Source organism: Streptomyces hokutonensis (genome assembly GCF_000376565.1).
Taxonomy (GTDB): Bacteria; Actinomycetota; Actinomycetes; order Streptomycetales; family Streptomycetaceae; genus Streptomyces; species Streptomyces hokutonensis.
In genome coordinates this window covers 1-25,418 of sequence record NZ_BARG01000047.1, presented here as the reverse complement: position 1 = coordinate 25,418, position 25,418 = coordinate 1, and the positions used below count along the sequence as shown (strand labels likewise).

Genomic DNA, 25,418 nt, shown 5'->3' with positions numbered 1-25,418 from the left:
AGAACCCGGGCCGGGTTGCGTGCCGTCGGCATGTTTGTGGCGGTCGCCTCTCTGGGCCTCGCGTCGAGCGGGTGCACCAAGCTCGACACGACCGCGCCCGCCGCCGCCCGGACGCACGACGTGTCGGCGACCGCGCAGGCCCGTTTCGGGACCGTCGACTGCCGTGAGGCGAAGTGCATCGCGCTGACCTTCGACGCCGGGCCGAGCGAGAACTCGGCGCGGCTGCTCGACATCCTGAAGGAGAAGCGGGTCCCGGCGACCTTCTTCCTGCTCGGCAAACGGCACATCGAGAAGTACCCGGAGCTGGTGAAGCGCATGGCCGCCGAGGGGCACGAGGTGGCGAGCCACACCTGGGACCACAAGATCCTGACCCGGATCACGCCCGCGCAGATACGCGGCGAACTGGAACGCACGGACGACGCGATAGAGCGGATCACCGGGAAGAAGCCGACGCTGATGCGTCCGCCGCAGGGCCGCACCGACGACACCGTGCACAAGATCTGCCGTGAGCTGGGCCTCGCGGAGGTCCTGTGGAGCGTGACCGCCAAGGACTACGCGACCACCGACTCCGCCCTCATCACCAAGCGCGTCCTTGCCCAGGCCACCCGGGACGGGATCATCCTGCTGCACGACCTGTACCAGGGCACCGTGCCCGCCGTCCCCGGGATCATCGACGCGTTGAAGGCACGCGGGTACGCGTTCGTGACCGTGCCGCAGCTGCTGGCGCCCGGCAAGGCGGAGCCGGGGAAGGTCTACCGGCCCTGAGTCGCCCAGGGCCCGCTTCTCTCACCAGGTCAGGTGCAGGGCGTACGGGGAACGGTGGATCATCGTGGGCCGCATGGTGACCGGACGGTCCTCCGCTAGCCGCAGTCCGGGCAGCCGGCGGGTCAACTCCTCCAGGGTGAGCCGGAGTTGCTCCCGGGCGAGCTGCGAGCCCGGGCAGCCGTGCACCCCGAGGCCGAAGGCGAGGTGGCGGGCGACCGGGGAGCGGGTGATGTCGAAGGTGTCGGCGCCCGGGTGGCGCCGCTCGTCCCGGTTGGCCGCACCGAAGGCGATGAACAGCGTTGCCCCGGCGGGGAGTTCGGTACCGGCGAGGACGACCGACCGGGTGGTGATTCTGCGGAAGCCCTGCAGCGCGGTGTCGTAGCGGGCCGCCTCCTCGATCGCCGCGGGGATGCGCTCGGGCTCGGCGCACAGCAGCTCCCACTGGCGCGGGTGGCGGAGCAGATGCAGGACGGTGGTGCCGATGAGCGCGGTGGTGGTGAGGTGTCCGGCGATCAGCAAGTTCTGGAGATCGGCGACGAGTTGGTGCCGGTGGTCCAGGGTGAGCGGGCCCTCGACGACGGAGGCGACCAGCTCCGAGCAGAGGTCCTCGCGGGGCTGGTCGTAGCGCTCCCGGGCGTAGCGGTCGAGGGTGTGCTGCATCGCGACGACGTCCTGGGCCGCGGCGACCTGCTCGGCCTCCTCCAGGGGACGGAACAGCAACTCCTCGGCGCGGTGGCCGCCGTGGACGACTCCGGGCACGTCGGCGGGGTCGAGGCCGACGATCCGGCCGATCACCTCGCCGGGGAGCCTGCGGGCGTACGCCGACATCAGCTCCACGTGCCCGTCCCCGGCGAAGCCGTCGACGAGAGCGGCGGCGCGCTCGGCGGCGTAGGGCAGGACGGCCGTGACGCGGGCCGGGGAGAGGCCGCGGACGATGGGCGCGCGCAGGCGCTGGTGCTGTGCGCCGTCCGCGGTGACGACGACCGGCCGCCCGCCGAAGCCGCCGCCGAGGACGGCGAGCGCGGCGGGCGACGGCAGCACGTCGGGCCGGAGCGCGACCGCCGAGGAGAACTCCTCGGGGCGGCGCAGGACTTCGCGGACGTCGGCGTCCCGGGCGACGAGCCAGGCGTCGAGTTCGGCGACGTGGGTGAGGCCCTCGGTCCCCCGGGCCCGGGTGTAGAGCGGGTACGGGTCGCGCTGCAACTCGTCGAGCCTGCCGTGCAGTTCGCGGTCCACGGGACACCCTCCGGCCGGTGGTGCGGTGCGGGTCGGGCTCATGGTGCCGTACGCGCACGCGGTGCGGAAGAGAGCGTCCGGGCGGCGTCGTAACACCACGGCAGGAAGGTTTCCCGCAGCGTCAGAACACCACCGTCCAGCCCTCCCGCGCGGCCTGTTCGGCGGTGTACGAAACGCCGTGCACCTTCAGGCCGCCCGCGTCGAGGAGGGTGATCTCGCCGCCCTTGTTGCCGAGTTGGACGCCGTCCGTGAGCGGGACGAGGAGCGGGGCGCCGGCTGCGAGGGGGCCGGGGGCCGGTACCGCGCAGGAGTTGCCCAGCCGGTCCCGGACGTGCCAGCCGGTGAGGTCGACGGGGTCGGGCGAGGCGTTGAGGAGGGTGACGCTCTCCGACTCGGGGGCCGGGCCACGGGGGTTGACCAGGGCCGCCACGAGCCGGACCGGCTGCCCGCCGGGCTCGTTGCGGCTGCCGTCGGTGCCCTCCAGGGTGTGGCCGGTGGTGTCGTCGGTGTGCCAGGACTGGCTCTGGAAGGCGAGGAAGATGCCCACCCAACGCGACTGCGCCGGGAAGTGGATCAGGATGCCGCCGTCCTGCCAGACGCCGTCGTCGCCGCTGAAGCGGCGGCTGTTGCCCTGGTTCATGTGGATGTCGTGGACGCCGTTGCCGGGCAGGAAGCCGAACACCTTGTCCTTGACGGTCGGTTCGGGGCCGAAGCGCTCGCCGAACACGTACAGCCGGGCGTCCGGGTCGTCGACCGCGCGCCGCACGTAGTGGTCGAGGAGGTCGGCGAGGTCGTTGTCGGGGCCGCTCGCGTCCGGCGGGAGCGTGCGCAGCTGTGCCGGGTCGAAGAGGTTGCCGCGCACGAAGTCGAGGTTCGGGCCGCCGGGTCCGGGCAGCAGGGTGTTCCAGCCGCTCGGCAGACCCTCCAGGCGGGCCGTGACCGGGTGCTGGAAGTCCTCGCCGACGAGGTAGAGCAGCTCGGAGGGCTTCTCCTGGGACAGGACGTTGACGGCCGCGCGGTAGTGCGTGCCCGCGTCGTCCGTGAGGTGGATCTGGTAGTGCGGTGTTCCGGCGGCGCCCTCGCGCCGGGTGTCCACCGCGCGTGTGATCAGTACGCCGTAGGCCTTCAGTGGCATGACGACCGACTCCCCCTGTGGTGTACGTCTGCGTGCCTATGAACCGCTGGGCCAAGGGTGTGAGCCCCCCGACGAAAGTACCGCCGACGGTGATGCGTTCTCTACGATCCCTGCATGGTCGACTTCCGTCTCGAACGCACGGCACCGCTCCCCCTGGAGGAGGCGTGGCGCCGGTTGACGGAGTGGCCGCGCCACGGCGATGTGGTCCCGCTGACCCGGGTCACCGTGCTCACCCCGCCGCCGACCGGTGAGGGCACGGTCTTCGTGGCCCGCTCCGGTCTCGGCCCGCTCGCCTTCGACGACCGTATGGAGGTCACCGTGTGGCGACCGCCGACCGACGACGAGCCCGGTCTCGTGCGGCTGGAGAAGCGAGGGCGGGTGGTGCTGGGCTGGGCGGAGATCGAGGTGCGGCCGGGGCCGGGGGGCCGCAGCCGCGTGGTCTGGCGGGAGGAGCTGCGGGTGCGGTTCCTGCCGCGGCTCTTCGACGGGCCGCTGCGGTGGGCGGCGCGGTCGATGTTCGGGCGGGCGGTGAACCGGCTGCTGAGACGGCCGTAGCGGAGTCCGTCGTAGCGGGTCAGTTCCTTGCGGAGTCAGTCCTTGCGGCCCGTCACCGCCACCGTCACGCCCAGGCCGATCATCGTGAGGCCGCCGGCGCCGCCGACCGCGGAGAGGCGGCGGGGTGAGCGGGCGAACCAGTCGCGGGCGGTCGCGGCGACCAGGCCCCACACGCTGTCGGAGAGCACGGCGATGAGGTTGAAGACGAGGCCGAGCAGCAGCATCTGGGCCGTCACATGGCCGCTTTCGCGGTCCACGAACTGGGGCAGTACGGCGGCGAAGAACACGATCGTCTTGGGGTTGGCGACCCCGACGGCGAAGCCCTCCCAGAGGGTGCGCAGGCCGCTGTGCGGGGGCGCCTCCTCGCCGGTGAACGCGGCCCGCAGCGAACCGCGTTGACGCCAGGCCTTCACCCCGAGGTAGACGAGGTAGGCGGCGCCGGCGAGCTTGAGGGTCGTGAAGACGAGGACCGAGCGCTCCACCAGCGTGCCGACGCCGAGGGCGACCGCTACGACGAGGAGGTAGGCGCCGAGCGTGTTGCCCAGCACGGTGGTCAGCGCGGCGCGGCGGCCGTGGGCCAGCGCCCGGCCGATCACGAACAGCACGCTGGGGCCGGGGACGATGATCAGCAGGAAGGACAGGGCCGCGAAGGCGAGCAGTCGGTCGGTGGACACCATGGGCCCATGGAAAGCGGCGGCACCCCGGGCTCGCAACCCATTTCCCGCTCCCCCGACGGCAGTGTCCGGCGAGCGGTGCGCACGCTCTAGTGTGATGGTCCTGAACGGCCTTTGCGGGCACGGGAATCGGGAAGGGTGACCGGCCGATGGCGCTTCACCGCGGGGATGCGGAGTCCATTGGCGGCTATGTGCTCGGAGACCGGCTCGGCAGCGGCGGGATGGGTGTCGTGTATCTCGGGCGGTCGGCCTCGGGGCGGCAGGTCGCGGTCAAGGTCGTGCACGCGCAGTACGCGCAGGACGAGGAGTTCCGGGCCCGGTTCCGGCAGGAGATCGCCGCCGTCCGCCGGGTGAGCGGCGCGTTCACCGCGCCCGTCGTGGACGCGGACCCCGATGCCGAGGTCCCGTGGATGGCGACGCTGTACGTGCCGGGCCGTACGCTCGCCGAAGTCGTCGAGAAGGACGGCCCGTTGGGCGGCCGGACCCTGCGCACCCTGGCCCTCGGGCTCGTCGAGGCGCTGCGGGACATCCATCAAGCCGGTGTGGTGCACCGGGACTTGAAGCCGAGCAATGTGCTGCTCGCCGAGGACGGTCCCCGGGTCATCGACTTCGGGATCTCGCGCGCCGCCGACAACCAGACCCTCACCGTGACAGGCCGGCTGATCGGCACTCCGCCCTTCATGTCCCCGGAGCAGTTCGCGGCGCCCCGGGACGTGACGGCCGCCTCCGACATCTTCTCGCTGGGCTCGCTGCTGGTGTACGCGGCCACCGGCAACCGGCCCTTCGACGGCGCCAGCCCGTACTTGACGGGCTATCAAGTCATGCACGAGCAGCCCCGGTTGGACGGTGTACCGGAGCCGCTGCGGAGCATCGCCGAGCGCTGTCTCGACAAGGAGGCGACGGCCCGTCCCCGACTCGCCGACCTCCATGGCATGTTGCTGACCCTGCCCGAGTCCGCCACGGTGGTGTCCCCGCCGGGAGGAGAACGCCCCCGCCCCGGCACTTCCGTGACCGTCCCGGAGAGCGGGCCGCGCAGGCGCCGGACGCGGCGGCTCGTCATCGCGGTCGCCACCGCACTCGCCGTCACGGGCCTCGGCCTCACGACCCTGCACTGGGTGTCGAGCGGCACCACGGGCACGACCGCACCCGCCGCGGCCACGCGCTCCGCGTCCGCCGTGACCCTGCCCGCCGGCTGGCGGCCGTGGCGGGCGAGTCTGCTCACGGCCAAGACCGGCGAGCCCCTCGACGAGCTGGAGTCCGGGTGTGTGACGGGCGCCGGCACCCTCGTCTACTGCGCCGGCACCGGCTTCACGGTCACCGCGCTCGACGCCGCCTCCGGCCGGGTCGCCTGGCGGTCGGGCACCAGTCCGGAGACCTCGCGCCCCGTCGGCGTCGAGGACGGCCGCGTCTTCACCTACGTGAAGCCGGACTCGACGCAGACCTTCGTCACCCGGCGGCTGGTCGCCCTGGACGCGAGGACCGGCAGCCAGCTGTGGGCGCACCCGGTGAGCGAGGACCGGAACGCCGTCATGTTCGACGGCGGAATCCTGGCGATGGACGAGAACGCGACGAAGTTCGTCGCCTACGACCCGACGGGCCACGAACTGTGGACCGCGCCGGCCAAGTCGTCCGCCGGGGACGCCTGCACCCCGGCCGTCCTTGACGGCACCCCCTACGGCCTGTGCACTCCGGCGGACGATCCCAGCAAGGGCGGCGTCGCCCTCCTGCACCTCAACCCGGCGGACGGCACGTCCAAGGAGATCGCCCAACTGCCCACGGGCGCCGAGCCGTTGGGCGTCAGCGGCGAACGTCTGGTGTTCGCGGTACCGAAGCTGGCCGAGGGCTCCTTCGGCAGTGGCGAGGACCAGCCGTACACCGCCCTGGAAGAGGTGGACCCCGCCGACGGGGGCGAGCGGATCCCGCTGCCGGGCGCGGCGCGCGGCACCCCCACCCTCCTCAAGGGCGTCATCCACTTCGTCCGCCCGAACGGCACGGTCACCGCCGTGCGCGCGAGCGACGGCAAGCAGCTGTGGCAGCGGGCGACGGAGATCGAGAACCTGTCGGCGCCGGTGCTCTCGGCGAAGTCCAACACCCTTTACTTCGCCAACCGGTTCGGCCGGCTGCTGGCCGTGAACGCGCGTACCGGCACGGTCCGCTGGCGCACTTCCGCGCTCCAGAACCCCGGTGATTCCACGGACGACACCGTCCCGTACACCCTGCTCGTCAAGGACGCCCTGGTGGCGGTGGCGGGCGACACGGCCTTCTCCGTACGCACGGACCGGCCCGTTCTGCCGCGCTGACAGCGGGAGTTCAGGCCACCGAACCGATCCGCCGGGCGGGCAGCGAGGTCGTGTCGTGGTGGATCGGGGTGTGTGCGCCGGTGAGCGAAATGCCGCTGCCGCCGCGCCTGTTGGCGACGATCTCGGAGGCGATCGACAGGGCCGTCTCCTCCGGTGTCCGGGCGCCGAGGTCGAGGCCGATCGGGGACCTCAGGCGCGCCAACTCCAGTTCCGTGACGCCGACTTCGCGCAGTCGCTCGTTGCGGTCGAGGTGGGTGCGGCGGGAGCCCATCGCGCCGACGTACGCCACCGGGAGGCGCAGGGCGAGCTGGAGCAGCGGGACGTCGAACTTGGCGTCGTGGGTGAGGACGCACAGGACGGTACGGGCGTCGACGTCCGTGCGCTCCAGGTACCTGTGCGGCCACTCGACGACGATCTCGTCGGCCTCGGGGAAGCGGGCCCTGGTGGCGAAGACGGGGCGGGCGTCGCACACCGTCACGCGGTAGCCGAGGAACTTGCCGATGCGGACCAGCGCGGAGGCGAAGTCGATCGCGCCGAACACGATCATCCGGGGCGGTGGCACCGAGGCCTCGACCAGGACGGTGAGCGGGGCCCCGCAGCGGGAGCCCTGCTCGCCGATCTCGACGGTGCCGGTGCGGCCGGCGTCCAGCTGGGCGGCGGCCTCGGCGGCGACCGTACGGTCCAGTTCGGGGTGGGCGCCGAAGCCGCCGTCGTAGGAGCCGTCGGGGTGGACGACAAGTGCGCGCCCCCGCAGGTGGGTCGGGCCCGAGACGATCCGGGCCAGTGCCGCCGCCCCACCGCTCGTCGCGGTCGAGAGGGCGGCGGTGATCACCGGGCGGGCGGGGTCTTCGGCCCGTACCGGTGTGACGAGGATGTCGATGACTCCGCCGCAGGTGAGGCCCACGGCGAAGGCGTCCTCGTCGCTGTAGCCGAAGCGCTCCACGACGGTTTCGCCGTCGGTGAGGGCCTGTTGGCACAGTTCGTAGACCGCGCCTTCCACGCAGCCCCCGGAGACCGAGCCGATGGCCGTGCCGTCTGCGTCCACCGCGAGGGCGGCGCCCGGCTGGCGGGGTGCGCTGCCGCCGACGGCCACCACGGTGGCGACGGCGAAGTCGCGGCCCTGCTCGACCCACCGGTGCAGCTCTTCGGCGATGTCCAGCATCTCGGTCTCCTGACGGGGTTGCGGGGAAGGGGAGTTGGGGCGCCGGCTAGTGAACGCCGAGCCAGCCCTCGATCGGGTGGAGGGCGAAGTACACCAGGAAGATGACGGTCAGGCCCCACATGAACGCGCCGATCTCGCGTGCCTTGCCCTGGGCTGTCTTGATCGCGACGTACGAGATGACGCCCGCGGAGACGCCCGCCGTGATGCTGTAGGTGAAGGGCATCACAACCACCGTCAGGAACACGGGAATCGCGGTGGCACGGTCGGCCCAGTCCACGTGCCGGGCGTTCATCAGCATCATCGAGCCGATGACGACCAGGGCGGCGGACGCGACCTCCTGCGGGACGATCGCGGTGAGCGGGGTGAAGAACAGACAGGCGGCGAAGAACAGTCCGGTGACGACCGAGGCGAGGCCCGTGCGGGCGCCCTCCCCGACTCCCGTCGCCGACTCGATGAAGACGGTCTGGCCCGAGCCGCCCGCGACACCGCCGATCGCGCCGCCGGCGCCGTCGATGAACAGCGCCTTGGACAGGCCCGGCATCCGGCCCTTGTCGTCGGCGAGTTTCGCCTCCGTGCCGACGCCGATGATGGTGGCCATCGCGTCGAAGAAGCCGGCCAGCACGAGCGTGAACACGATCATGCCGACCGTCATCGCGCCGACCTTGCCCCAACCCCCGAACTCCACATGGCCGAAGAGCGAGAAGTCGGGCATCGAGACCGCGCTGCCGTGCAGTTCGGGGGCGGAGCCGCTCGCCCACTGCTTGGGGTCGATGACTCCGGCGGCGTTCAGGACCGCGGCGACGACCGTGCCGGTGATGATGCCGATGAGGATGGCGCCGGGCAGGTTGCGGGCCTGGAGCATGAAGATGAGGAGCAGGGTGCCGGCGAACAACAGGACGGGCCAGCCCGCGAGTTCGCCCGCCGGGCCGAGGGTGACCGGGGTCGCCCTGCCCTGGTGCACGAAGCCCGACTTGTAGAAGCCGATGAGCGCGATGAACAGGCCGATGCCCATCGTGATGCCGTGTTTCAGCGCGAGCGGGATCGAGTTCATGATCATCTCGCGCAGGCCGGTGACGACGAGCAGCATGATGACGACGCCGTAGATCACGCACATGCCCATCGCCTGCGGCCAGGTCATCTGCGGGGCGACCTGCGAGGAGAGCACTCCGGAGACGGAGAGCCCGGCGGCCAGGGCCAGCGGCACCTTGCCGACGAAGCCCATCAGGAGCGTGGTGAGGGCCGCCGCGAACGCGGTCGCGGTGATCAGGCCCTTCTGGCCGAGCGTGTCCCCCGCCGCGTCCTTGCCGGACAGGATCAGGGGGTTGAGCAGCAGGATGTACGCCATCGCCATGAAGGTGGTGACTCCGCCGCGCACCTCGCGCGCGACGGTCGATCCCCGTTTCGAGATGTGGAAGTAGCGGTCGAGCCAGGACCGGCCGGCCGGGACGCGGGTTCCTTCACCCGCGTCTTCGGCGGCGGTCCTGGGTTCCAGGGACTGTTGGGTCATGGGGCCATCTCCCAAGGTTCACAGGGGCACCCGCCCGCCGCGTTCGACGGCGTGCGGGATTTGGGATGGACGACCCGGGGGACGGCCCGAGACGAACAAGGGGGACCCGGAGGTCACATACCGGTGAGGTGCTCCGGGCGTACCGGTGTCCTGTTCAGTTCCAGCCCGGTCGCGTTCCGAACGGCCGCGAGTACGGCCGGAGTCGACGACAGGGTGGGTGCCTCGCCGATGCCGCGCAGCCCGTACGGGGCGTGCTCGTCGGCGAGTTCGAGCACATCGACCGGAATGGTCGGTGTGTCGAGGATGGTGGGGATCAGGTAGTCCGTGAAGGACGGGTTCCTGACCTTGGCGGTCTTGGGGTCGACGATGATCTCCTCCATGACCGCGATGCCGAGGCCCTGGGTCGTACCGCCCTGGATCTGGCCGATCACGGACAGCGGGTTGAGCGCCTTGCCGACGTCCTGCGCGCAGGCCAGCTCGATCACCTTCACCAGGCCGAGCTCTGTGTCGACCTCGACGACGGCGCGGTGCGCGGCGAAGGTGTACTGGACGTGGCCGAAGCCCTGTCCGGTACGGAGGTCGAAGGCCTCGGTCGGCCGGTGCCGCCACTCCGCCTCGATCTCCACGGCCTCGCCTTCGAGGACGTCGACGAGATCGGCGAGGACCTCGCCCGCGTCGGTGACGACCTTGCCGCCCTCCAGCAGGAGTTCGGCGGTGGCCCAAGCGGGGTGATACGTACCGAACTTGCGGCGGCCCATCTCCAGGACCTTCTCGCGGACCAGCTCGCAGGAGTTCTTCACGGCGCCGCCGGTGACGTACGTCTGCCGGGACGCGGAGGTCGAACCCGCCGAACCCACCTGCGTGTCCGCCGGGTTGATGGTCACCTGGGTGACGCCCAGCTCGGTGCGGGCGATCTGCGCGTGCACGGTGACACCGCCCTGGCCGACCTCCGCCATCGCGGTGTGCACGACGGCGACGGGCTCACCGCCCACGACTTCCAGGCGGACCTTGGCCGTCGAGTAGTCGTCGAAGCCCTCGGAGAAGCCGACGTTCTTGATGCCGACTGCGTAGCCGACGCCTCGTACGACGCCTTCGCCGTGCGTAGTGTTGGACAGACCGCCCGGCAACTGCCGTACGTCGGCGGCCTCTCCGGCCGCGAGCCACTGCTGCTCGGGCGGCATGGGCATCGCCTTGACGCGGCGCAGGAGTTCGGCGACCGGGGCGGGCGAGTCGACGACCTGCCCTGTCGGCATGACGGTGCCCTGTTCCATCGCGTTGAGCTGACGGAACGCGACCCGGTCCATGCCCACCTTGTCGGCGAGCTTGTCCATCTGGGCCTCGTAGGCGAAGCACGCCTGCACCGCGCCGAAGCCTCGCATCGCGCCGCAGGGCGGGTTGTTGGTGTAGAGGGCGATGGCCTCGATGTCGACGTTGTCGACGGCGTAGGGGCCTGCGCCGAGCGACGAGGCGTTGCCTACGACCGCCGGGGAGGCCGAGGCGTAGGCGCCGCCGTCCAGGACGATCCTGGCCTTGAGGTGGGTGAGCTTGCCGTCCTTCGTGGCGCCGTGCTCGTAGTGGAGCTTGGCGGGGTGGCGGTGGACGTGGCCGAAGAAGGACTCGAAGCGGTTGTAGACGATCTTCACGGGTTTGCCGGTGCGCAGCGCCAGCAGGCACGCGTGGATCTGCATCGACAGGTCCTCGCGGCCGCCGAACGCGCCGCCGACTCCGGAGAGCGTCATCCGGACCTTGTCCTCGGGCAGGCCGAGGACGGGCGCGATCTGGCGCAGGTCGGAGTGCAGCCACTGGGTGGCGATGTAGAGGTCGACGCCGCCGTCCTCGGCGGGGACCGCGAGGCCGGACTCGGGGCCCAGGAACGCCTGGTCCTGCATGCCGAAGGTGTACTCGCCCTCGACGATGAAGTCGGCGCGCTCGCGGGCGGATTCGACGTCTCCGCGGACGATCGGCTGGCGGTGCACGATGTTCGGGTGCGGGACGTGGCCGATGTGGTGGTCGTCGCGGTTCTCGTGGACGAGGATCGCGTCCGGCGCGGTCGCGGACGACTCGTCGGTGATGACCGGGAGTTCGCGGTACTCGACCTTGATCTTCGCGGCCGCACGGCGTGCGGTCTCCGGGTGGTCGGCGGCGACGATCGCGACCGGCTCGCCGTGGTGGCGGACCTTGCCGTGCGCGAGGACCGGGGTGTCCTGGATCTCCAGGCCGTAGTTCTTCACGTCGGTCGGGAGGTCGTCGTAGGTCATGACGGCGTAGACGCCGGGCGTCTTGAGCGCCTCGACCGTGTCGATGGAGACGATCTCGGCGTGGGCGACCGTGGAGCGCAGGATCTGGCCCCAGAGCATGTCCTCGTGCCACATGTCGGAGGAGTACGCGAACTCGCCGGTGACCTTGAGGGTGCCGTCCGGGCGGAGCGTGGACTCGCCGATGCCGCCCTTGGTCTTGGAGCGCTGGGTGACCTTGGCGGGAGTGCCGATGGGGGTGCCTTTTACGGGCATGTCAGACCGCCTCTCCCTGCCGGGCGGCCGCCAGGCGGACCGCGTCCATGATCTTCTCGTAGCCGGTGCAGCGGCACAGGTTGCCCGAGAGCGCCTCGCGGATGTCCGCGTCGGTCGGGTTCGGGTTGTGCTCCAGCATCTCGTCGGCGGCGACGAGGAGACCGGGGGTGCAGAAGCCGCACTGGACGGCGCCGGCATCGATGAACGCCTGCTGGATGGGGGCGAGTTGAGTGCCCTCGCCGGTCTGGGAGTCGAGCGGTTTCGCTTTCCGGTCCTTGGCCTCGTCAAGTGACGTACCGCAGGCGCCTGTTCCGCAGGAGCGTTGTGCGGCGTAGTCCGCGAGGCCCTCGACGGTGACGACCTCGCGGCCCTCGACCTGCCCGGCGGCGACCAGACACGAACACACCGGAACGCCGTCCAGCCGGACCGTGCAGGAACCGCACTCGCCCTGCTCGCACGCGTTCTTCGAACCCGGCAGGCCCATCCGCTCGCGCAGTACGTACAGCAGGGACTCGCCCTCCCACACGTCGTCCGCTTCCTGCGGGCGGCCGTTGACCGTGAAATTGACGCGCATTACGCGACTCCCTCCGTGTGAGCGGCGGTGCCGCGGTACGACTCCCAGGTCCAGGTCAGGGTGCGGCGGGCCATGATGCCGACCGCGTGGCGGCGGTAGCTCGCGGTGCCCCGGACGTCGTCGATCGGGTTGCAGGCGGCGGCGCACAGGTCCGCGAACTGCTTGGCGACCGACGGGGTGATGATCCGGCCGTTGTCCCAGAAGCCGCCCTCGTCGAGCGCCGCGTTCAGGAATTCTTCGGCGGCCTTCGCCCGGACGGGTGTCGGCGCGGCCGAGCCGATGCCGGTGCGGACCGTGCGGGTGTCGGGGTGCAGCGCCAGACCGAAGGCGCACACGGCGATCACCATGGCGTTCCGTGTCCCGACCTTCGAGTACTGCTGCGGGCCGTCCGCCTTCTTGATGTGGACGGCGCGGATCAGCTCGTCGGGCGCGAGCGCGTTGCGCTTCACGCCGGTGTAGAACTCGTCGATCGGGATGAGCCGGGTGCCTCGCACCGACTCGGCCTCGACCTCGGCGCCGGCCGCGAGGAGCGCGGGGTGGGCGTCGCCGGCCGGGGAGGCGGTGCCGAGGTTGCCGCCGACGCCGCCGCGGTTGCGGATCTGCGGGGAGGCGACCGTGTGCGAGGCGAGGGAGAGGCCCGGCAGCTCGGCGCGCAGGTGCTCCATGATCCGGGTGTACGGGACCGAGGCCCCGAGCCGCACGCTGTCGGCGCCGACCTCCCACTCGTAGAGATCACCGATGCGGTTCAGGTCGAGCAGGTACTCGGGCCGGCGGTGGTCGAAGTTGATCTCGACCATCACATCGGTGCCGCCCGCGATCGGTACTGCGGTGGGGTGCTCTGCCTTGGCGGCGAGCGCCTCCTCCCAGCTTGCGGGGCGAAGGAAGTCCATGACCGGCTCTCTTCTTCGTCTCGTGGGTCGTACGGATCAAGCCAGTTCGTGTGCGGCGGGCCCGGCTCGTTCATGCGCTGTTAATGCAGCGTGAGGTCAGTACACAGGGCCGTGCTCCCGGGGGTCAGTCACGGAAACCATGAAGGAGTTGGCTGGCCAGCGCGGGCATCTTGTAGATTCGTATGAACGGAGGTCATCAGTAACCCCTCCGATTCCCTGTGGAAACGTGGGAAACAGCCCCGCACGGCCCCGCACCCACAGAACCTCTTGGTTCATCGTAGTTTTCTAGACAAAGAACGGCGGCGACGGCGATGCGGCTGCGCGCACTTCTGGACACCGATGCGCTGGGGCTGCGGCTGCTCGGCGGGGCGGACGAGCTGGACCGCACGGTACGCGGGGTGATGACCACCGACCTGCGGGACCCCAGCCGCTATCTGTCGGGCGGCGAGCTGGTCCTGACCGGTCTGGCCTGGCGCCGGAGCGCCTCCGACTCCGAGCCGTTCGTACGGCTCCTGGTGTCCGCCGGGGTGGCCGCGCTGGCCGCCGGCGAGGCCGAGCTCGGCGACATCCCGGACGACCTCGTGACCGCCTGCGCCAAGCACCGGCTTCCGCTGTTCGCGGTCAACGAGTCGGTGGCGTTCGCGACGATCACCGAGCACGTCGTACGGCAGGTGTCGGGTGAGCGGGCCGGTGACCTGGCCGCCGTCGTGGACCGGCACCGGCGGATGATGACCTCGGGTCCGGCGGGCGGCGGCCCGGACGTGGTCCTGGACCTGCTGGGCTCCGACCTCGATCTGCGGGCGTGGGTGCTGTCGCCGACCGGGCGGCTGATCGCGGGCTCGAAGGTGGCGGGGGCCGCGCTGCCCGTGGACGTGTGCGCCAAGCTGGCCGCCGAGCACCTGGCCGCCGCCCGCACGGGCCGCCGGGGACCGCACCGGCTGGCGCTGGGGGCGTCGACGTACTCCCTGTTCCCGATCCGCAGCAGCGGACGTTCGCCGCAGGGCTCGCGGGACGTGCGCGAGACGGTGCTGTCGGACTGGCTGCTGGCCGTCGAGGCGGACGCCGGGGACTGGCCCGACGAACGGCTGGACCTGCTCCAGGGCGTCACGCAGCTGATCGCGGTCGAGCGGGACCGGCGGGACGCGGCCCGCACGGTCCGCAGACGGCTCGCGCAGGAGGTCCTGGAGCTGGTCCAGACGGGTGCCGCGCCGGCCGAGATCGCCGCGCGGCTGCGGGTGGCCGCGCCGGTTCTGCTGCCCGGGCTGGGGGCCGCCCCGCACTGGCAGGTGGTGGTGGCCCGGGTCGAGTGGGACGGCGGCGACATCGAGGCGGGACCGGTCGCCCAGTCGCTCCTGGAGGAGATCCTCGTCGACCCGCTGACGACGGGTCCCGAGCCCTCCGACCGGATCGCCGTGGCCCACACGGGCGACGAGGCGATCGCGCTCGTACCGCTGCCCGCGGTGTCGGCGGAGCACGACGGCTCCGAGTCCGGGCTCCACGCGGACGTGCTCCTGGCGGCCGTACGGGATCCGCTGTCGGCCGGGCTCGACGACGACGGGCGGGTGACGCTGGGGGTGAGCGCGGCCGTGCACTCGGCGGAGGGGCTGCGCGGGGCGCTGGAGGAGGCGCGGCACGCGCGGCGGGTGGCGGCGGCGCGCGCCGGGCGGGTGTGCGCGGCGGGCCACCAGGAGCTGGCCTCGCACGTGCTGCTGCTGCCGTTCGTGCCGGACGACGTACGGCGGGCGTTCACCGCGCGGCTCCTCGACCCGCTGCGCGACTACGACCGCAGGCACCGCGCCGAGCTGATTCCGACGCTGGAGGCGTTCCTGGAGTGCGACGGCTCCTGGACCCGCTGTGCGACCCGGCTGCACCTGCACGTCAACACGCTGCGCTACCGGGTCGGCAGGATCGAGCAGTTGACGAGTCGGGACCTCTCGCGCCTCGAGGACAAGCTGGATTTCTTCCTGGCACTGCGAATGAGCTGACCCGGGGATCCCACGACTTTGTGAATTCTTTCACCCACCCTCTTGGCCGGGCCGCCTGATCCGTGCTGAGATGCGGCCACCACTCAACAGCTCAATGGTGTGCTCGGGGAGGGCAACGTGGCGCATTCCGCCATGTCTGGATACGGAACGACCGCTGGTGACGATCCCCTCCAGACCGCGGTGTGGCGGCTGCGCTCGCGGGCCTGCTGGGTCGACGCGGCGGCGCTGCTGCGGCCCGACACCGCGGCGACGGCCCTCCAGCGGACCGCCCTGTTCGTGGAGCGGTGCCTCTACACCGAGCAGGGCTGGGAAGAGGCCGACGACGCGCTGCGGACGGCGGAGGCGCTGGCCCACAGTGACGACGAGCGGGGCGCGGCGGCCTGTGAGCGCGGGTACCTCGCCTACGCGGCCACCCTGCACGGGGTCCGTGACCGCGCCGACGAGGCACGGGCCGCGCTCGGGCGGGCGGCGGCGCTGATCCCGCCGGGCGGCGGTGGACGGGCACTGCTGGACTTCCGGCGCGGGCTGCTCGCGGAGAACCTGGCGCGTTCGCCGCAGGCCGCCCGGGCCGCGTACCGACGGGCCCACGCGGGCGCCGCCGACCACGCCGACCCGCTGCTGCTGTCGTTCACCTGGCGCCATCTGGCCGGACTCGCCCTGCGCGACGGGGAGTTGGCGGAGGCCCGGCACGGCTTCGCCGAATCGCTGCGCATCCGGGAGGAGTTGGGCTACCTCGTCGGTACGGCACCGGCCCTCGCGTCGCTCGCGGACGCGGAGGCCGAGCCGGAGGCGTCCCGGCTGCGCGAGGAGGCGCGGCGGCTGTTCCGGCTGCTCGGCGGTGTACCGACGTGGCTGGCACGGCAGTTGGCGGTGCCCGCGCCGGGGGCGGCCACGGCATAGGTGACGGTACCGGGGGCGGGCGCGGCCACGGCGTAGGTGACGGTACCGGGGGCGGGCGCCGCAACGACGTGGGTCAGGAGCCGTCGGCCCGGTTCTGGACGACGTTCACGACGTGGTGGACGAAGTGCAGGACGGACGCCCAGAGTTCGGGGTCGCGCGCGACCAGCACCACGACGGCGACGAGCAGCAGAAAGCTCAACAGGCCGCCGCCGGAACGGGAGTTGCCGCGCCGGGCTCCCGCCTGCGCGGCCCGCATCCCGTCCTGTGCCGCCTGTCGCGCCGACTGCTCGGCACCTCGCTGCGCGGCTCGCTGCGCGGCCTGCTGGCCGGGATCCGGAAACATCGGCGCTCTCCCCCACGGAACGGACATCCCTTTCCGTGGGGCACGTCACCATCGGCCGGGCGGGTTCCCGTCGGGGCCGACGGTCGCCGGACCCGGACCCGCTCGTGACCGGAGTCACATATTCGGTGTCACTCGGCGCCCGCGAAGTGCTCCCGCACCAGTGACTGCGCCACGTCCCACTCCCCCGCGCCCAACGCCTCGACCAGCGCGAGGTGTTCGGCCGCGTCGGCCACCAGGTCGGCCCGTCCGCGCGTGGCGGAGCCGCCGGCCGGCGGCCACTGGGTGCGGCGGTGCAGGTCCTCGGCGAGGTGGACGAGCTGTTCGTTGCCGGAGAGGGCGAGGACCGCGCGGTGGAAGGCCCGGTCCGACTCGGCGTAGGTCGCCCGGCACCCGGAGGACGCGGCGCGCACGGTCCGCTCGGCCAGCGGGCGCAGGTCGGCCCAGCGGGCGGTGGGCACCGTACGGGCCAGCCGCAGCATCACGGGGACCTCGATCAGGGCGCGGATCTCCGCCAGCTCGGCGAGTTCCCGGGCGCCGCGCTCGACGACGCGGAAACCCCGGTTCGGCACGACCTCGACGGCACCCTCGGTGGCGAGCTGCTGCATGGCCTCACGCACGGGTGTGGCGGAGACACCGAACCGGTCGCCGAGCGCGGGCGCGGAGTAGACCTCGCCCGGGGTGAGTTCGCCGCCGACGAGCGCGGTGCGCAGGGCGTCGAGTATCTGGCCGCGCACGGAGGGCCGCTGGAGGGCCTGCCGGGGCCGCGGGAACGGCGTCTCGCTGTGCGTGTGCTCGCCGCGCACGGCGTCCGCGCCGTCCGCGAGGTCCCGGTCCCGGTCGCGGTCCACGTCGGCGGCGCGCGGCTGGGGCGGCACCCGGGTTCCTCGGGTACGCGGGTCCGGTATGCCGGTCCCGGCGGAGCCCTGCGCGCCCTGCTTCACGGGTCCTCCTCCGGACGTGTCGGTACTTGGGGTCATTACGGCTGCTTGTTACTCGCCCGTCAAGCACCTTAGGCGCAGATCGGACTAGTTCAAATCTCGATTCACTTGGGTAAGGTAAGCCTTACCTTTAAACCAACGGCGAATCGGTGGTCCCGGCATGCCCCTGCCCTCTTCGGCCGTAGCGGACGCGTACGCCCGCCTCACCGAGGTCGTCCCCGGGCTCGCGATCACCGAACTCCCCCTGGAACAACCACTCCCGACCGGCGGCGGCTGGGCCTCGGCCGCCGCGCTCGCCGAGGGCGGCTCGGGTCTGGATGCCTTCCTGGCATGGGACGACGCCCAGGTCCTGCGCGACCACGGCCGACCGGGCCGCCCGGACGTGATAGCCACCTTCGGCCTGCACCGCTACGCCTGGCCGGTCTGCCTCCTGTTCACGGTCCCGTGGTTCCTGCACCGCCGGGTCCCCCGTCTCCCCGTGAACCACGTCACATACGACCGCACCGCCGAGGGCCTCGACATGGGCCACCTCGTCGTGCGCACCGACTCGTTCGCCTGTCTGCCCGGCGATCCGGCGGCGGCGCTGCCCGGTGCACGCGTGGTCGCGGACGAGGAGGCGCTGCGGGCGGAGGTGCGGGCCGCGGTCGCCGAGCACATGGAGCCCCTGCTGGCCGGCTTCGGCCCGCGGATGCGGCGGCGGGGCCGCGCGCTGTGGGGCATGGCGACCGACGAGGTCGTGGAGGGGATCTGGTACGTCGCCGATCTCTTCGGCGAACAGCCGCGGGCAGTACGGGAGTTGGAGCGGCTGCTGCCGGGCGCGACCAAGCCCTACGTCGGGTCCGCCGCGTTCCGCGAGGTCACCGGGCCGAACGGCGAGGTGCTGCCGACCCGGGACCGGGCGAGCTGCTGCATGTACTACACGCTGGACGCGCTGGACGCCTGCCCGACCTGTCCGCGCTCCTGCGAGGCGGAGCGGGTCACCAAACTGCTGGCCGCCGCCGCGAGTTGAGGGACCCTCAGTGCGGGGCCCGTTTCCGGGCCCGCTAGGATCGCCGCGAACGAGACGCCCGCCCGGTTACAGGTGCTTCACAACTTCCTCACTTGTCGCAGGAACTTTCCGTGGAACCACCCGTACGGGTAGTCTTATTCGAACTCAACTCCCGCCCCTCAAGCGGCAGTTCGAGCAGAAAGCCGCCCTGGGCATCCCCTTGCACCTCCTTGGCGGCCTCTTGCCCCGAAAACGCCTGAGGGCCGTTGGGATTGGGCCACTATGGCGGGCGTTACGCCCTATCCCAATGCAAGGGACCCCAGATGAGACTGACCGACATATCGCTTAACTGGCTGCTTCCCGGCGCCGTACTGCTCCTGGGCATGCTGGCGGCGGTTGCGGTGCTCGCGCGGAGCAAGCGGTCCGGCGGGGAGCACGCGAAAGACGACTCGTGGGAGCGCACGGAGGAGCGCCGCAGGCGCAAGGAAGCCATATACGGCATCGCCTCCTACGTCCTTCTGTTCTGCTGTGCGGCGGTCGCCGCGGCACTCTCCTTCCACGGACTGGTCGGCTTCGGCCAGGAGAACCTCGGCCTCACCGACGGCTGGGAGTACCTGGTCCCGTTCGGCCTCGACGGCGCGGCCATGTTCTGCTCCGTCCTCGCGGTCCGCGAGGCCAGCCACGGTGACGCGGCCCTCGGCTCCCGGATACTCGTATGGACGTTCGCGGCCGCGGCCGCCTGGTTCAACTGGGTGCACGCGCCCAGGGGTGTCGACCACGCGGGCGCTCCGCAGTTCTTCTCCGGCATGTCGCTGTCGGCCGCGGTCCTGTTCGACCGCGCGCTGAAGCAGACCCGTCGTGCCGCGCTGCGCGAGCAGGGTCTCGTGCCGCGTCCGCTGCCCCAGATCCGTATCGTCCGCTGGCTGCGGGCCCCCCGTGAGACCTACAGCGCCTGGTCGCTGATGCTCCTGGAGAACGTGCGCAGCCTGGACGAGGCGGTCGACGAGGTGCGCGAGGACAAGGCGAAGAAGGAAGAGACCCGACTGCGCCGCCGCGACCAGCAGCGGATCGAGCGGGCCCAGCTCAAGGCCATAAGCCGGGGCCAGCGCGGCCTCATCGGCCGCCGGTCGCCGGAACCGCAGGCCCTGGAGCGCGGCTCCGCCCAGCCTTCCGCGGAGCCTGCTCTATCGACCGGAGAACCGCTGCCAGTTCGCACGCGTCCCTCACTCCAGCCAGTCCGCGGGGCATCTGACCCGATAACCGTCGACCTCACCGCGGAGGACGACACCATGGCCCTGCCGCGGCTCGACTCCCTCGAGCGCAAGCTCAAGGACCTGGAGCAGCAGTTCGGCTGAGATCCGGGACCACGAGGTCCGGGACCGGGCGACAACGGGACGGGGGCGGCATCCAACTGGACGCCGCCCCCGTCCCGTTGCTCATGCCGCGTCCGAATCGAGCTCGAACCAGACGGACTTGCCCACCCCGTGGGGCGACACTCCCCAGGCGTCCGCGAGGGACTGCACCAGGACCAGGCCCCGCCCGTGCGTACCGTCGTCGGCGATCGGTGCGCGCAGTCGCGGCCTTCGCGCCACGAAGTCCCTTACCTCCACGCGCAGTCCACGCGGTCCGACCGTCGCCGTCAGCACGGCGTCGTGGTCGGTGTGGATCAGCGCGTTGGTGACGAGTTCACTCGTGAGCAGCTCCGCTATCTCCGATCGTCCCGGCCTCCCCCAGTGCCGTAACAGTTCACGCAACGCCCTGCGGGCTTCGGGCACCGCCCCCAGGTCCGCGCGTCCGAGTCTGCGCCTCAGTTGAGGCGACTGCGCCGGTTCCATGGCGCTGTCGGCCGTTTCCTCCACCGTTTTCGCCGAGGAGGCCCCGACCGCCGTGGGACCGCCCCCTCGTGCCTGCCTCTTCATGACCCCCGCCTGCGCCGGTTTTCCGGTTCCCCTCCTGTCGAACATGTTCACGGGGATCCATGCCCTCGTGCGGAACGGGCCAGTCATGTCGAATCGTCAACGACCAGGTGTTCGGCCATGGTTGGGCCGAATCCGGCGGGGCGGAGGAATCGGGGGCAGCGGCGTCCGTACGGTCGAACGGCCACCGTACGGAGCATGCGGCCCCGGCGGGCCGGTCGGGACGTTCCCCTCCGCGAAGTCGTGGTCTCCGGCGCCGGGACCAGACACCTCGTGCCGTCCTGACCACCGGCGATCGCACCGACTGCCGATGCCGGGCTGCCGATCCGGCCGTAGTCCGCGAAGGCGTGGGGCGGTTGGGCCCCCGACGGCTCACGCTTCACGAATCTGGCCGGAATCAGCCGCTCAGGAACCCGCCGACGGCCCCTTGGCGAGGCCTACTTGCCGCCGATGCCCTTCGTCCCGATGTGGAAGATCTTGTGGGTCGTACGGGTCATGTCGACGACCAGCTCGGTCGTGTCGCCGCCGCCCCAGGTCAGGGTGATGACGGCCTCGGTGTAGCCGGCGGTGCCGTGGTCGGTGACCTTCCAGCCGAGGGGCGTGTTCTGCGCCTGGAGGACGCCGTCGGCGTGGTTCCTGTCCTCCCAGGCCGTCAGCTGCTTCTGGTAGGCGGGCGTGAGGTAGTACGCGCGCAGCTGCCGGGCGAGCTTGCCGCCGCCGTTGTCGAGGTCGCTCTCGGCGTCGATGTAGGCGCCGTAGAAGTCGGCGATGCGGGTGATGTTGTCGTTGGGTGAGCCGCTGACAGTGCGCGGGCCGCCTGCGGAGGCCTGGGCCGCCACGCCCAGCCCGAGGGCGAGGGCGAGGCCGGCGGCGAGGGCGGTGCGGCGCGTGGCCTTCTTGCTGTTCACGTGGGTTCCCCGTTTCGGTTCGGTGCCGTGCTGTGTGGTCGCTCCGAGCTTCGGCGCCCGGCCCGGCCGACCGCAACGGCCGACACCGAACCCGCGACGGTGGAACCGTCCCACCCCCGCTGACCTCCTCATATACGGAGTGCCTGGGATGCCGTCCCGGGACGCGACGCGCACGGGGGAACGGTGTCGGGCGAGGGCGACGACAAGGATGTCGAGGAGTTCGCGGCGCTGCTACGGCGCCTGAAGGACCGCACGGACCGCAGCTACGGCCAGTTGGCCCGCCGCCTGAACATGAACGCCTCGACCCTGCACCGCTACTGCGTGGGCGAGGCGGTCCCGCTCGACTTCGCCCCCGTGGAGCGGTTCGCGGCCCTGTGCGGGGCGACACCGGAGGAACGGCTGCGACTGCACCGGTACTGGATCCTGGCGGTGGCGGCCCGGCAGCGGCCCAGGCCCGCCGGGAATCCGGTCTCCGAGCCGGTGCCGGAGGAGGTCCCCGCGCCGACGCCCAGCCGCGGCCCCTGGTACCGACGCCGGCTCCCGCTCACCGCCGCCGCGATGTGCGCGGTACTCGTGGTGTGGGGCACCCTGTCGGCGATCACCACCCACCACACTGCCGAGCCCAGGACCACACCCACACCGTCCGCACCCGTCGCTCCCCTCACCTGGACCGCCAACTCCCAGGCGTGGGCCATCCATTGCAGCCACGACTACGTCGTCGAGAAGCCACCGGCGCGGGTTCCACCGCCCCCGGCCCCGGAGGACGCCGGGACCTGGGCGGCGAAACAGCGCGCGGTGCACGGGCGGGAGACCGACGTCGAGATCTCGGTGCAGGGGCGGACGTCCACGGCGGTCGTCCTGGAGTCGCTGCGCGTACGGGTCGTGGGCCGGGCCGCCCCCGTCCACGGCACCGCGTACGCCATGGACCAGGGTTGCGGCGGCGAGGTCAGCCCCCGCTACTTCGGGGTGGACCTGGACGCCCGCCGCCCCCTGGCCCGCCCGGTCGCCGGCAGCGACCTGGGCACGCCGGTCCCCGCGGTGCACCTGCCGTACCGGGTCTCCGCCCAGGATCCGGAGGTACTGCTCGTCAAGGCCCGGACCCAGACCTGCGACTGCCGCTGGTACCTCGAACTCGGCTGGTCCTCCCAGGGCCGCACCGGCACCCTCCGCATCGACGACCACGGCAGGCCGTTCCGCACGACGAGCATCAAGGGCCTGCCGCACTACTGGTACTCGGCGAAGGGCTGGGCGCCGTACGACGGTTAGAGCCCGCGCACGTTCCTGATGTTGGAGCGGGCCATCTGCAACATCCGCCCAACTCCCCCGTCCAGCACGATCTTTGATGCCGAGAGCGCGAAGCCCGTCACCATCTCGGCGCTGATCTTCGGCGGGATGGACAGCGCGTTGGGGTCGGTGACGACATCGACGAGGGCCGGGCCCTTGTGCTTGAGAGCCGCCTTCAGCGCGCCCTCCAGGTCCTTGGGCTTCTCGACCCGCACACCGTAGGCACCACAGGCGCGCGCCACGGCGGCGAAGTCGGGGTTCTTGTTGGTGGTGCCGTACGAGGGGAGACCGGCGACCAGCATCTCCAACTCGACCATTCCCAGAGAGGAGTTGTTGAACAGGACGACCTTCACCGGCAGGTCGTACTGGACGAGGGTGAGGAAGTCGCCCATCAGCATGGAGAATCCGCCGTCGCCGGACATCGAGATCACCTGCCGCTCGGTGTCGGTGAACTGGGCGCCGATCGCCATGGGCAGCGCGTTCGCCATCGACCCGTGGGAGAACGAACCGATCACCCGGCGGCGGCCGTTGGGCGTGATGTAGCGGGCGGCCCACACATTGCACATGCCCGTGTCGACGGTGAACACGGCGTCCTCGTCGGCCAGTTCGTCGAGTACGGAGGCCACGTACTCGGGATGGATCGGGACCTGCTTCTCGACCTTCCGCGTGTACGCCTTGACGACCCCCTCCAGCGCGTCGGCGTGCTTCTTGAGCATCCGGTCGAGGAACTTCCGGTCCCCCTTCGGCTTCACCCGGGGGATGAGACAACGCAGCGTCTCTTTCGCGTCGCCCCACACCGCGAGGTCCAACTTCGAGCGCCGGCCGAGGTGTTCGGGCCGTACGTCGATCTGGGCGATCTTCACGTCGTCGGGCAGGAACGCGTTGTACGGGAAGTCCGTGCCGATGAGGATCAGCAGGTCGCACTCGTGGGTGGCCTCGTAGGCGGCGCCGTAGCCGAGCAGTCCGCTCATGCCCACATCGAATTTATTGTCGTACTGAATCCATTCCTTGCCGCGCAGGGCGTGTCCGATCGGGGACTTGATCTTTTCGGCGAACTCCATCACCTCGGCGTGCGCGCCGGCGACGCCGCTGCCACAGAACAGAGTGACCTTGTCCGCCTCGTCGATCATCTCGACGAGCTTCTCGATCTCGGCGTCGCCGGGGCGGACGGAGGGGCGGGAGGTGACGAGGGCGGTCTCGGCGGCCTTCTCCGGGGCGGGCTCGGCGGCGATGTCGCCCGGGAGGGAGACGACGCTGACACCGCTCTGGCCGACCGCGTGCTGGATGGCGGTCTGCAGGAGGCGGGGCATCTGCTTGGGGCTGGAGATCAGTTCGCTGTAGTGACTGCACTCCTGGAAGAGCCGCTCGGGGTGGGTCTCCTGGAAGTAGCCGAGGCCGATCTCGCTGGACGGGATCTGCGAGGCGAGGGCGAGGACCGGGGCCATGGAGCGGTGGGCGTCGTAGAGGCCGTTGATGAGGTGCAGGTTGCCGGGGCCGCAGGAGCCGGCGCAGGCCGCCAGCTTCCCGGTTATCTGCGCTTCCGCGCCGGCGGCGAAGGCGGCGGTCTCCTCGTGCCGGACGTGGATCCAGTCGATGGCGGAGTTGCGGCGGATCGCGTCGACGACCGGGTTGAGGCTGTCGCCGACGACGCCGTAGAGGCGCTTGACTCCGGCGCGGACGAGGATGTCGACGAACTGTTCGGCAACGTTCTGCTTGGCCATGGTTCTCGCGTGCCCTTCGGTTTCCGGTGTACTGCGGATCCCTCTGGGTTCCATGAATTCACAGCCCGGGGCCTCACGCCTCCCAAACGGCGGCGGCCGTGCGGTCGTCGGCATAACCCTTGACCCGCACTTGGGTGTCGGCGAGGAACGCGGCAAGCCCGGGCGGGGTGGCGGCCGACCACCGGCCCGCCAGATGGGCGGACAGCTCGGGCTCGCCGCGCAGCGGTTCGGCGAGGCCGCCCGTGCACATCAGGAGGGTGTCGCCGGGGCGGGCGACCGAGGCCCGGAAGCGGAAGGGTTCGCGGGGCGGTTCGGGGGCGGGTTCGTACGGGCTCGGCGGGGTCGGGATGCCGAGGTCCATGGTGAGCCGGTCGCCCTCGGGGGTCTCGGCGGGCTGCGAGCCGAAGCCGACGACGGCCTCGCCGGTCAGGTCTCCGACGCTGGGCTCGATGTCCTGCCACTCCCCGTCGCGCAGCCGGAACAGACCACCGGGGCCGACACCGAAGAAGACGCGGGTACGGCACTCCGGGTGCGCGGGCAGGAGGAGACAGCGCAGGGTGGCCGCGTACTCGTCCGGGTCGATGCCCTGCTCGGCGGCGCTGGCGCGGAGCTTGCCGAGACTGCGGTCGGTCAGCCGGTGCAGACCGGATTTCAGGTCACCGCGCCGGGCGGCCCGGATGTCCTCCGCGAGCCGGGCGTGACTGCGTCCGACGGCCCGCCCGATCCAGTGACAGGCCTCGGCGGCGGCACGGTGCGCCCCCGGTGTGGCCCGGGCCCCGGTCGCCATCGCGACCAGCACCAGGGCTTGGTCCCCGACCCCGAACCGCGCGGTCAGCAGCGAGTCCCGGCGCGGCTCACCCCGGAACCTCGCTGAGTCGCCCCGCACGGAGGCGGCCCGCAGCGTGCTGCTCCCGTACCGCGCCCCGTCCAGCACGGTGTCCGCGACCAGATCGTCGAGGTCGTCCGGGTCGGCGGGCGGGAGGGCGGTGGGCTCGGCGTCGTAGGTGGGAGGGCCGGAGCCGACGTAGTCGAGGGCGAGGGAGGCGGGCGGGGGTGTGGGCGGCGGAGGGGGTGGTGGTGCGAGGACGGGGAGGCTGGGGGGCGGGCCGGTGAGGGCGGCCGGGGGC

At 71.6% G+C, this 25,418-nt stretch carries 22 protein-coding genes; 8 read left to right on the top strand and 14 right to left on the bottom strand.

Annotated features, from left to right (window positions below; genetic code table 11):
- The first annotated feature begins 30 nt into the window (after positions 1-30).
- A complete protein-coding gene (locus SSP08S_RS28880; RefSeq protein WP_019071128.1) occupies positions 31-765 on the top strand; it encodes a polysaccharide deacetylase family protein in 735 nt (244 codons plus the stop codon).
- A gap of 21 nt (positions 766-786) precedes the next feature.
- Here the strand turns inward: SSP08S_RS28880 and SSP08S_RS28875 are convergent, their stop codons facing one another.
- Both SSP08S_RS28875 and SSP08S_RS28870 read right to left on the bottom strand, forming a co-directional pair.
- Complete coding sequence (locus tag SSP08S_RS28875) at positions 787-2,001, bottom strand: cytochrome P450 (protein WP_019071127.1); 1,215 nt, start codon at positions 1,999-2,001, stop codon at positions 787-789.
- Positions 2,002-2,122: 121 nt separating this feature from the next.
- The gene (locus SSP08S_RS28870) at positions 2,123-3,136 is read right to left on the bottom strand and encodes a DUF2278 family protein (protein ID WP_019071126.1); all 1,014 of its coding nucleotides are present in this window, start codon (positions 3,134-3,136) and stop codon (positions 2,123-2,125) included.
- 114 nt (positions 3,137-3,250) lie between these two features.
- Here SSP08S_RS28870 and SSP08S_RS28865 point away from each other — a divergent pair, with 114 nt between their 5' ends.
- Entirely contained in the window at positions 3,251-3,691 is a 441-nt protein-coding gene (locus tag SSP08S_RS28865; protein WP_019071125.1) for an SRPBCC family protein, read from the top strand.
- 35 nt (positions 3,692-3,726) lie between these two features.
- Here the strand turns inward: SSP08S_RS28865 and SSP08S_RS28860 are convergent, their stop codons facing one another.
- Positions 3,727-4,368 (bottom strand): LysE family translocator, encoded by a 642-nt coding sequence (locus SSP08S_RS28860; protein ID WP_019071124.1) that lies wholly within the window; start codon positions 4,366-4,368, stop codon positions 3,727-3,729.
- A 146-nt stretch (positions 4,369-4,514) separates the two neighbouring features.
- Between SSP08S_RS28860 and SSP08S_RS28855 the strand changes: the two genes are divergently transcribed.
- Complete coding sequence (locus tag SSP08S_RS28855; RefSeq protein ID WP_043259768.1) at positions 4,515-6,665, top strand: serine/threonine-protein kinase; 2,151 nt, start codon at positions 4,515-4,517, stop codon at positions 6,663-6,665.
- A gap of 10 nt (positions 6,666-6,675) precedes the next feature.
- Here SSP08S_RS28855 and SSP08S_RS28850 read toward each other — a convergent pair whose 3' ends face one another.
- From SSP08S_RS28850 to SSP08S_RS28830, 5 genes are all read right to left on the bottom strand, one after another.
- Positions 6,676-7,827, bottom strand: coding sequence for an XdhC family protein (locus SSP08S_RS28850; RefSeq protein ID WP_019071122.1), 1,152 nt, complete (start codon positions 7,825-7,827; stop codon positions 6,676-6,678).
- A gap of 46 nt (positions 7,828-7,873) precedes the next feature.
- Positions 7,874-9,334, bottom strand: coding sequence for an NCS2 family permease (locus SSP08S_RS28845; RefSeq protein WP_019071121.1), 1,461 nt, complete (start codon positions 9,332-9,334; stop codon positions 7,874-7,876).
- 113 nt (positions 9,335-9,447) lie between these two features.
- On the bottom strand, positions 9,448-11,844 hold the full coding sequence (locus SSP08S_RS28840) for a xanthine dehydrogenase family protein molybdopterin-binding subunit (RefSeq protein WP_019071120.1): 2,397 nt from the start codon (positions 11,842-11,844) through the stop codon (positions 9,448-9,450).
- A 1-nt stretch (position 11,845) separates the two neighbouring features.
- Positions 11,846-12,418 (bottom strand): (2Fe-2S)-binding protein, encoded by a 573-nt coding sequence (locus SSP08S_RS28835; protein ID WP_019071119.1) that lies wholly within the window; start codon positions 12,416-12,418, stop codon positions 11,846-11,848.
- On the bottom strand, positions 12,418-13,308 hold the full coding sequence (locus tag SSP08S_RS28830; protein ID WP_019071118.1) for an FAD binding domain-containing protein: 891 nt from the start codon (positions 13,306-13,308) through the stop codon (positions 12,418-12,420). The genes SSP08S_RS28835 and SSP08S_RS28830 overlap by 1 nt, the downstream gene beginning before the upstream one ends.
- Positions 13,309-13,619: 311 nt before the next feature.
- Here SSP08S_RS28830 and SSP08S_RS28825 point away from each other — a divergent pair, with 311 nt between their 5' ends.
- Together SSP08S_RS28825 and SSP08S_RS28820 are read left to right on the top strand one after the other, a co-directional pair.
- Complete coding sequence (locus SSP08S_RS28825; protein ID WP_019071117.1) at positions 13,620-15,293, top strand: PucR family transcriptional regulator; 1,674 nt, start codon at positions 13,620-13,622, stop codon at positions 15,291-15,293.
- Positions 15,294-15,410: 117 nt separating this feature from the next.
- The gene (locus SSP08S_RS28820) at positions 15,411-16,193 is read left to right on the top strand and encodes a hypothetical protein (RefSeq protein ID WP_026178914.1); all 783 of its coding nucleotides are present in this window, start codon (positions 15,411-15,413) and stop codon (positions 16,191-16,193) included.
- A gap of 73 nt (positions 16,194-16,266) precedes the next feature.
- Here the strand turns inward: SSP08S_RS28820 and SSP08S_RS28815 are convergent, their stop codons facing one another.
- Positions 16,267-16,536, bottom strand: a complete 270-nt coding sequence (locus tag SSP08S_RS28815; RefSeq protein WP_019071115.1) for a hypothetical protein — start codon at positions 16,534-16,536, stop codon at positions 16,267-16,269.
- 128 nt (positions 16,537-16,664) lie between these two features.
- Positions 16,665-17,477 carry a GntR family transcriptional regulator gene (locus SSP08S_RS28810; protein WP_019071114.1) on the bottom strand — a complete coding sequence of 271 codons (813 nt, stop codon included), beginning with the start codon at positions 17,475-17,477 and terminating at the stop codon, positions 16,665-16,667.
- 157 nt (positions 17,478-17,634) lie between these two features.
- Between SSP08S_RS28810 and SSP08S_RS28805 the strand changes: the two genes are divergently transcribed.
- Together SSP08S_RS28805 and SSP08S_RS28800 are read left to right on the top strand one after the other, a co-directional pair.
- On the top strand, positions 17,635-18,483 hold the full coding sequence (locus SSP08S_RS28805) for a (2Fe-2S)-binding protein (protein WP_019071113.1): 849 nt from the start codon (positions 17,635-17,637) through the stop codon (positions 18,481-18,483).
- A 302-nt stretch (positions 18,484-18,785) separates the two neighbouring features.
- On the top strand, positions 18,786-19,817 hold the full coding sequence (locus tag SSP08S_RS28800) for a DUF2637 domain-containing protein (protein WP_019071112.1): 1,032 nt from the start codon (positions 18,786-18,788) through the stop codon (positions 19,815-19,817).
- Between the two features lie 81 nt (positions 19,818-19,898).
- Here SSP08S_RS28800 and SSP08S_RS28795 read toward each other — a convergent pair whose 3' ends face one another.
- Together SSP08S_RS28795 and SSP08S_RS28790 are read right to left on the bottom strand one after the other, a co-directional pair.
- Entirely contained in the window at positions 19,899-20,297 is a 399-nt protein-coding gene (locus SSP08S_RS28795) for an ATP-binding protein (RefSeq protein WP_019071111.1), read from the bottom strand.
- Between the two features lie 518 nt (positions 20,298-20,815).
- Entirely contained in the window at positions 20,816-21,286 is a 471-nt protein-coding gene (locus SSP08S_RS28790; protein WP_026178912.1) for a hypothetical protein, read from the bottom strand.
- 183 nt (positions 21,287-21,469) lie between these two features.
- On the opposite strand from SSP08S_RS28790, the gene SSP08S_RS28785 reads away from it, so the two are divergent.
- Positions 21,470-22,552, top strand: a complete 1,083-nt coding sequence (locus SSP08S_RS28785) for a helix-turn-helix domain-containing protein (protein ID WP_019071109.1) — start codon at positions 21,470-21,472, stop codon at positions 22,550-22,552.
- On the opposite strand, the gene SSP08S_RS28780 is transcribed toward SSP08S_RS28785, so the two are convergent.
- Together SSP08S_RS28780 and SSP08S_RS28775 are read right to left on the bottom strand one after the other, a co-directional pair.
- A complete protein-coding gene (locus tag SSP08S_RS28780; protein ID WP_019071108.1) occupies positions 22,549-24,291 on the bottom strand; it encodes a pyruvate dehydrogenase in 1,743 nt (580 codons plus the stop codon). The genes SSP08S_RS28785 and SSP08S_RS28780 overlap by 4 nt on opposite strands.
- A gap of 73 nt (positions 24,292-24,364) precedes the next feature.
- A partial coding sequence (locus tag SSP08S_RS28775; RefSeq protein ID WP_019071107.1) for a protein phosphatase 2C domain-containing protein occupies positions 24,365-25,418 on the bottom strand: 1,054 nt, incomplete at its 5' end.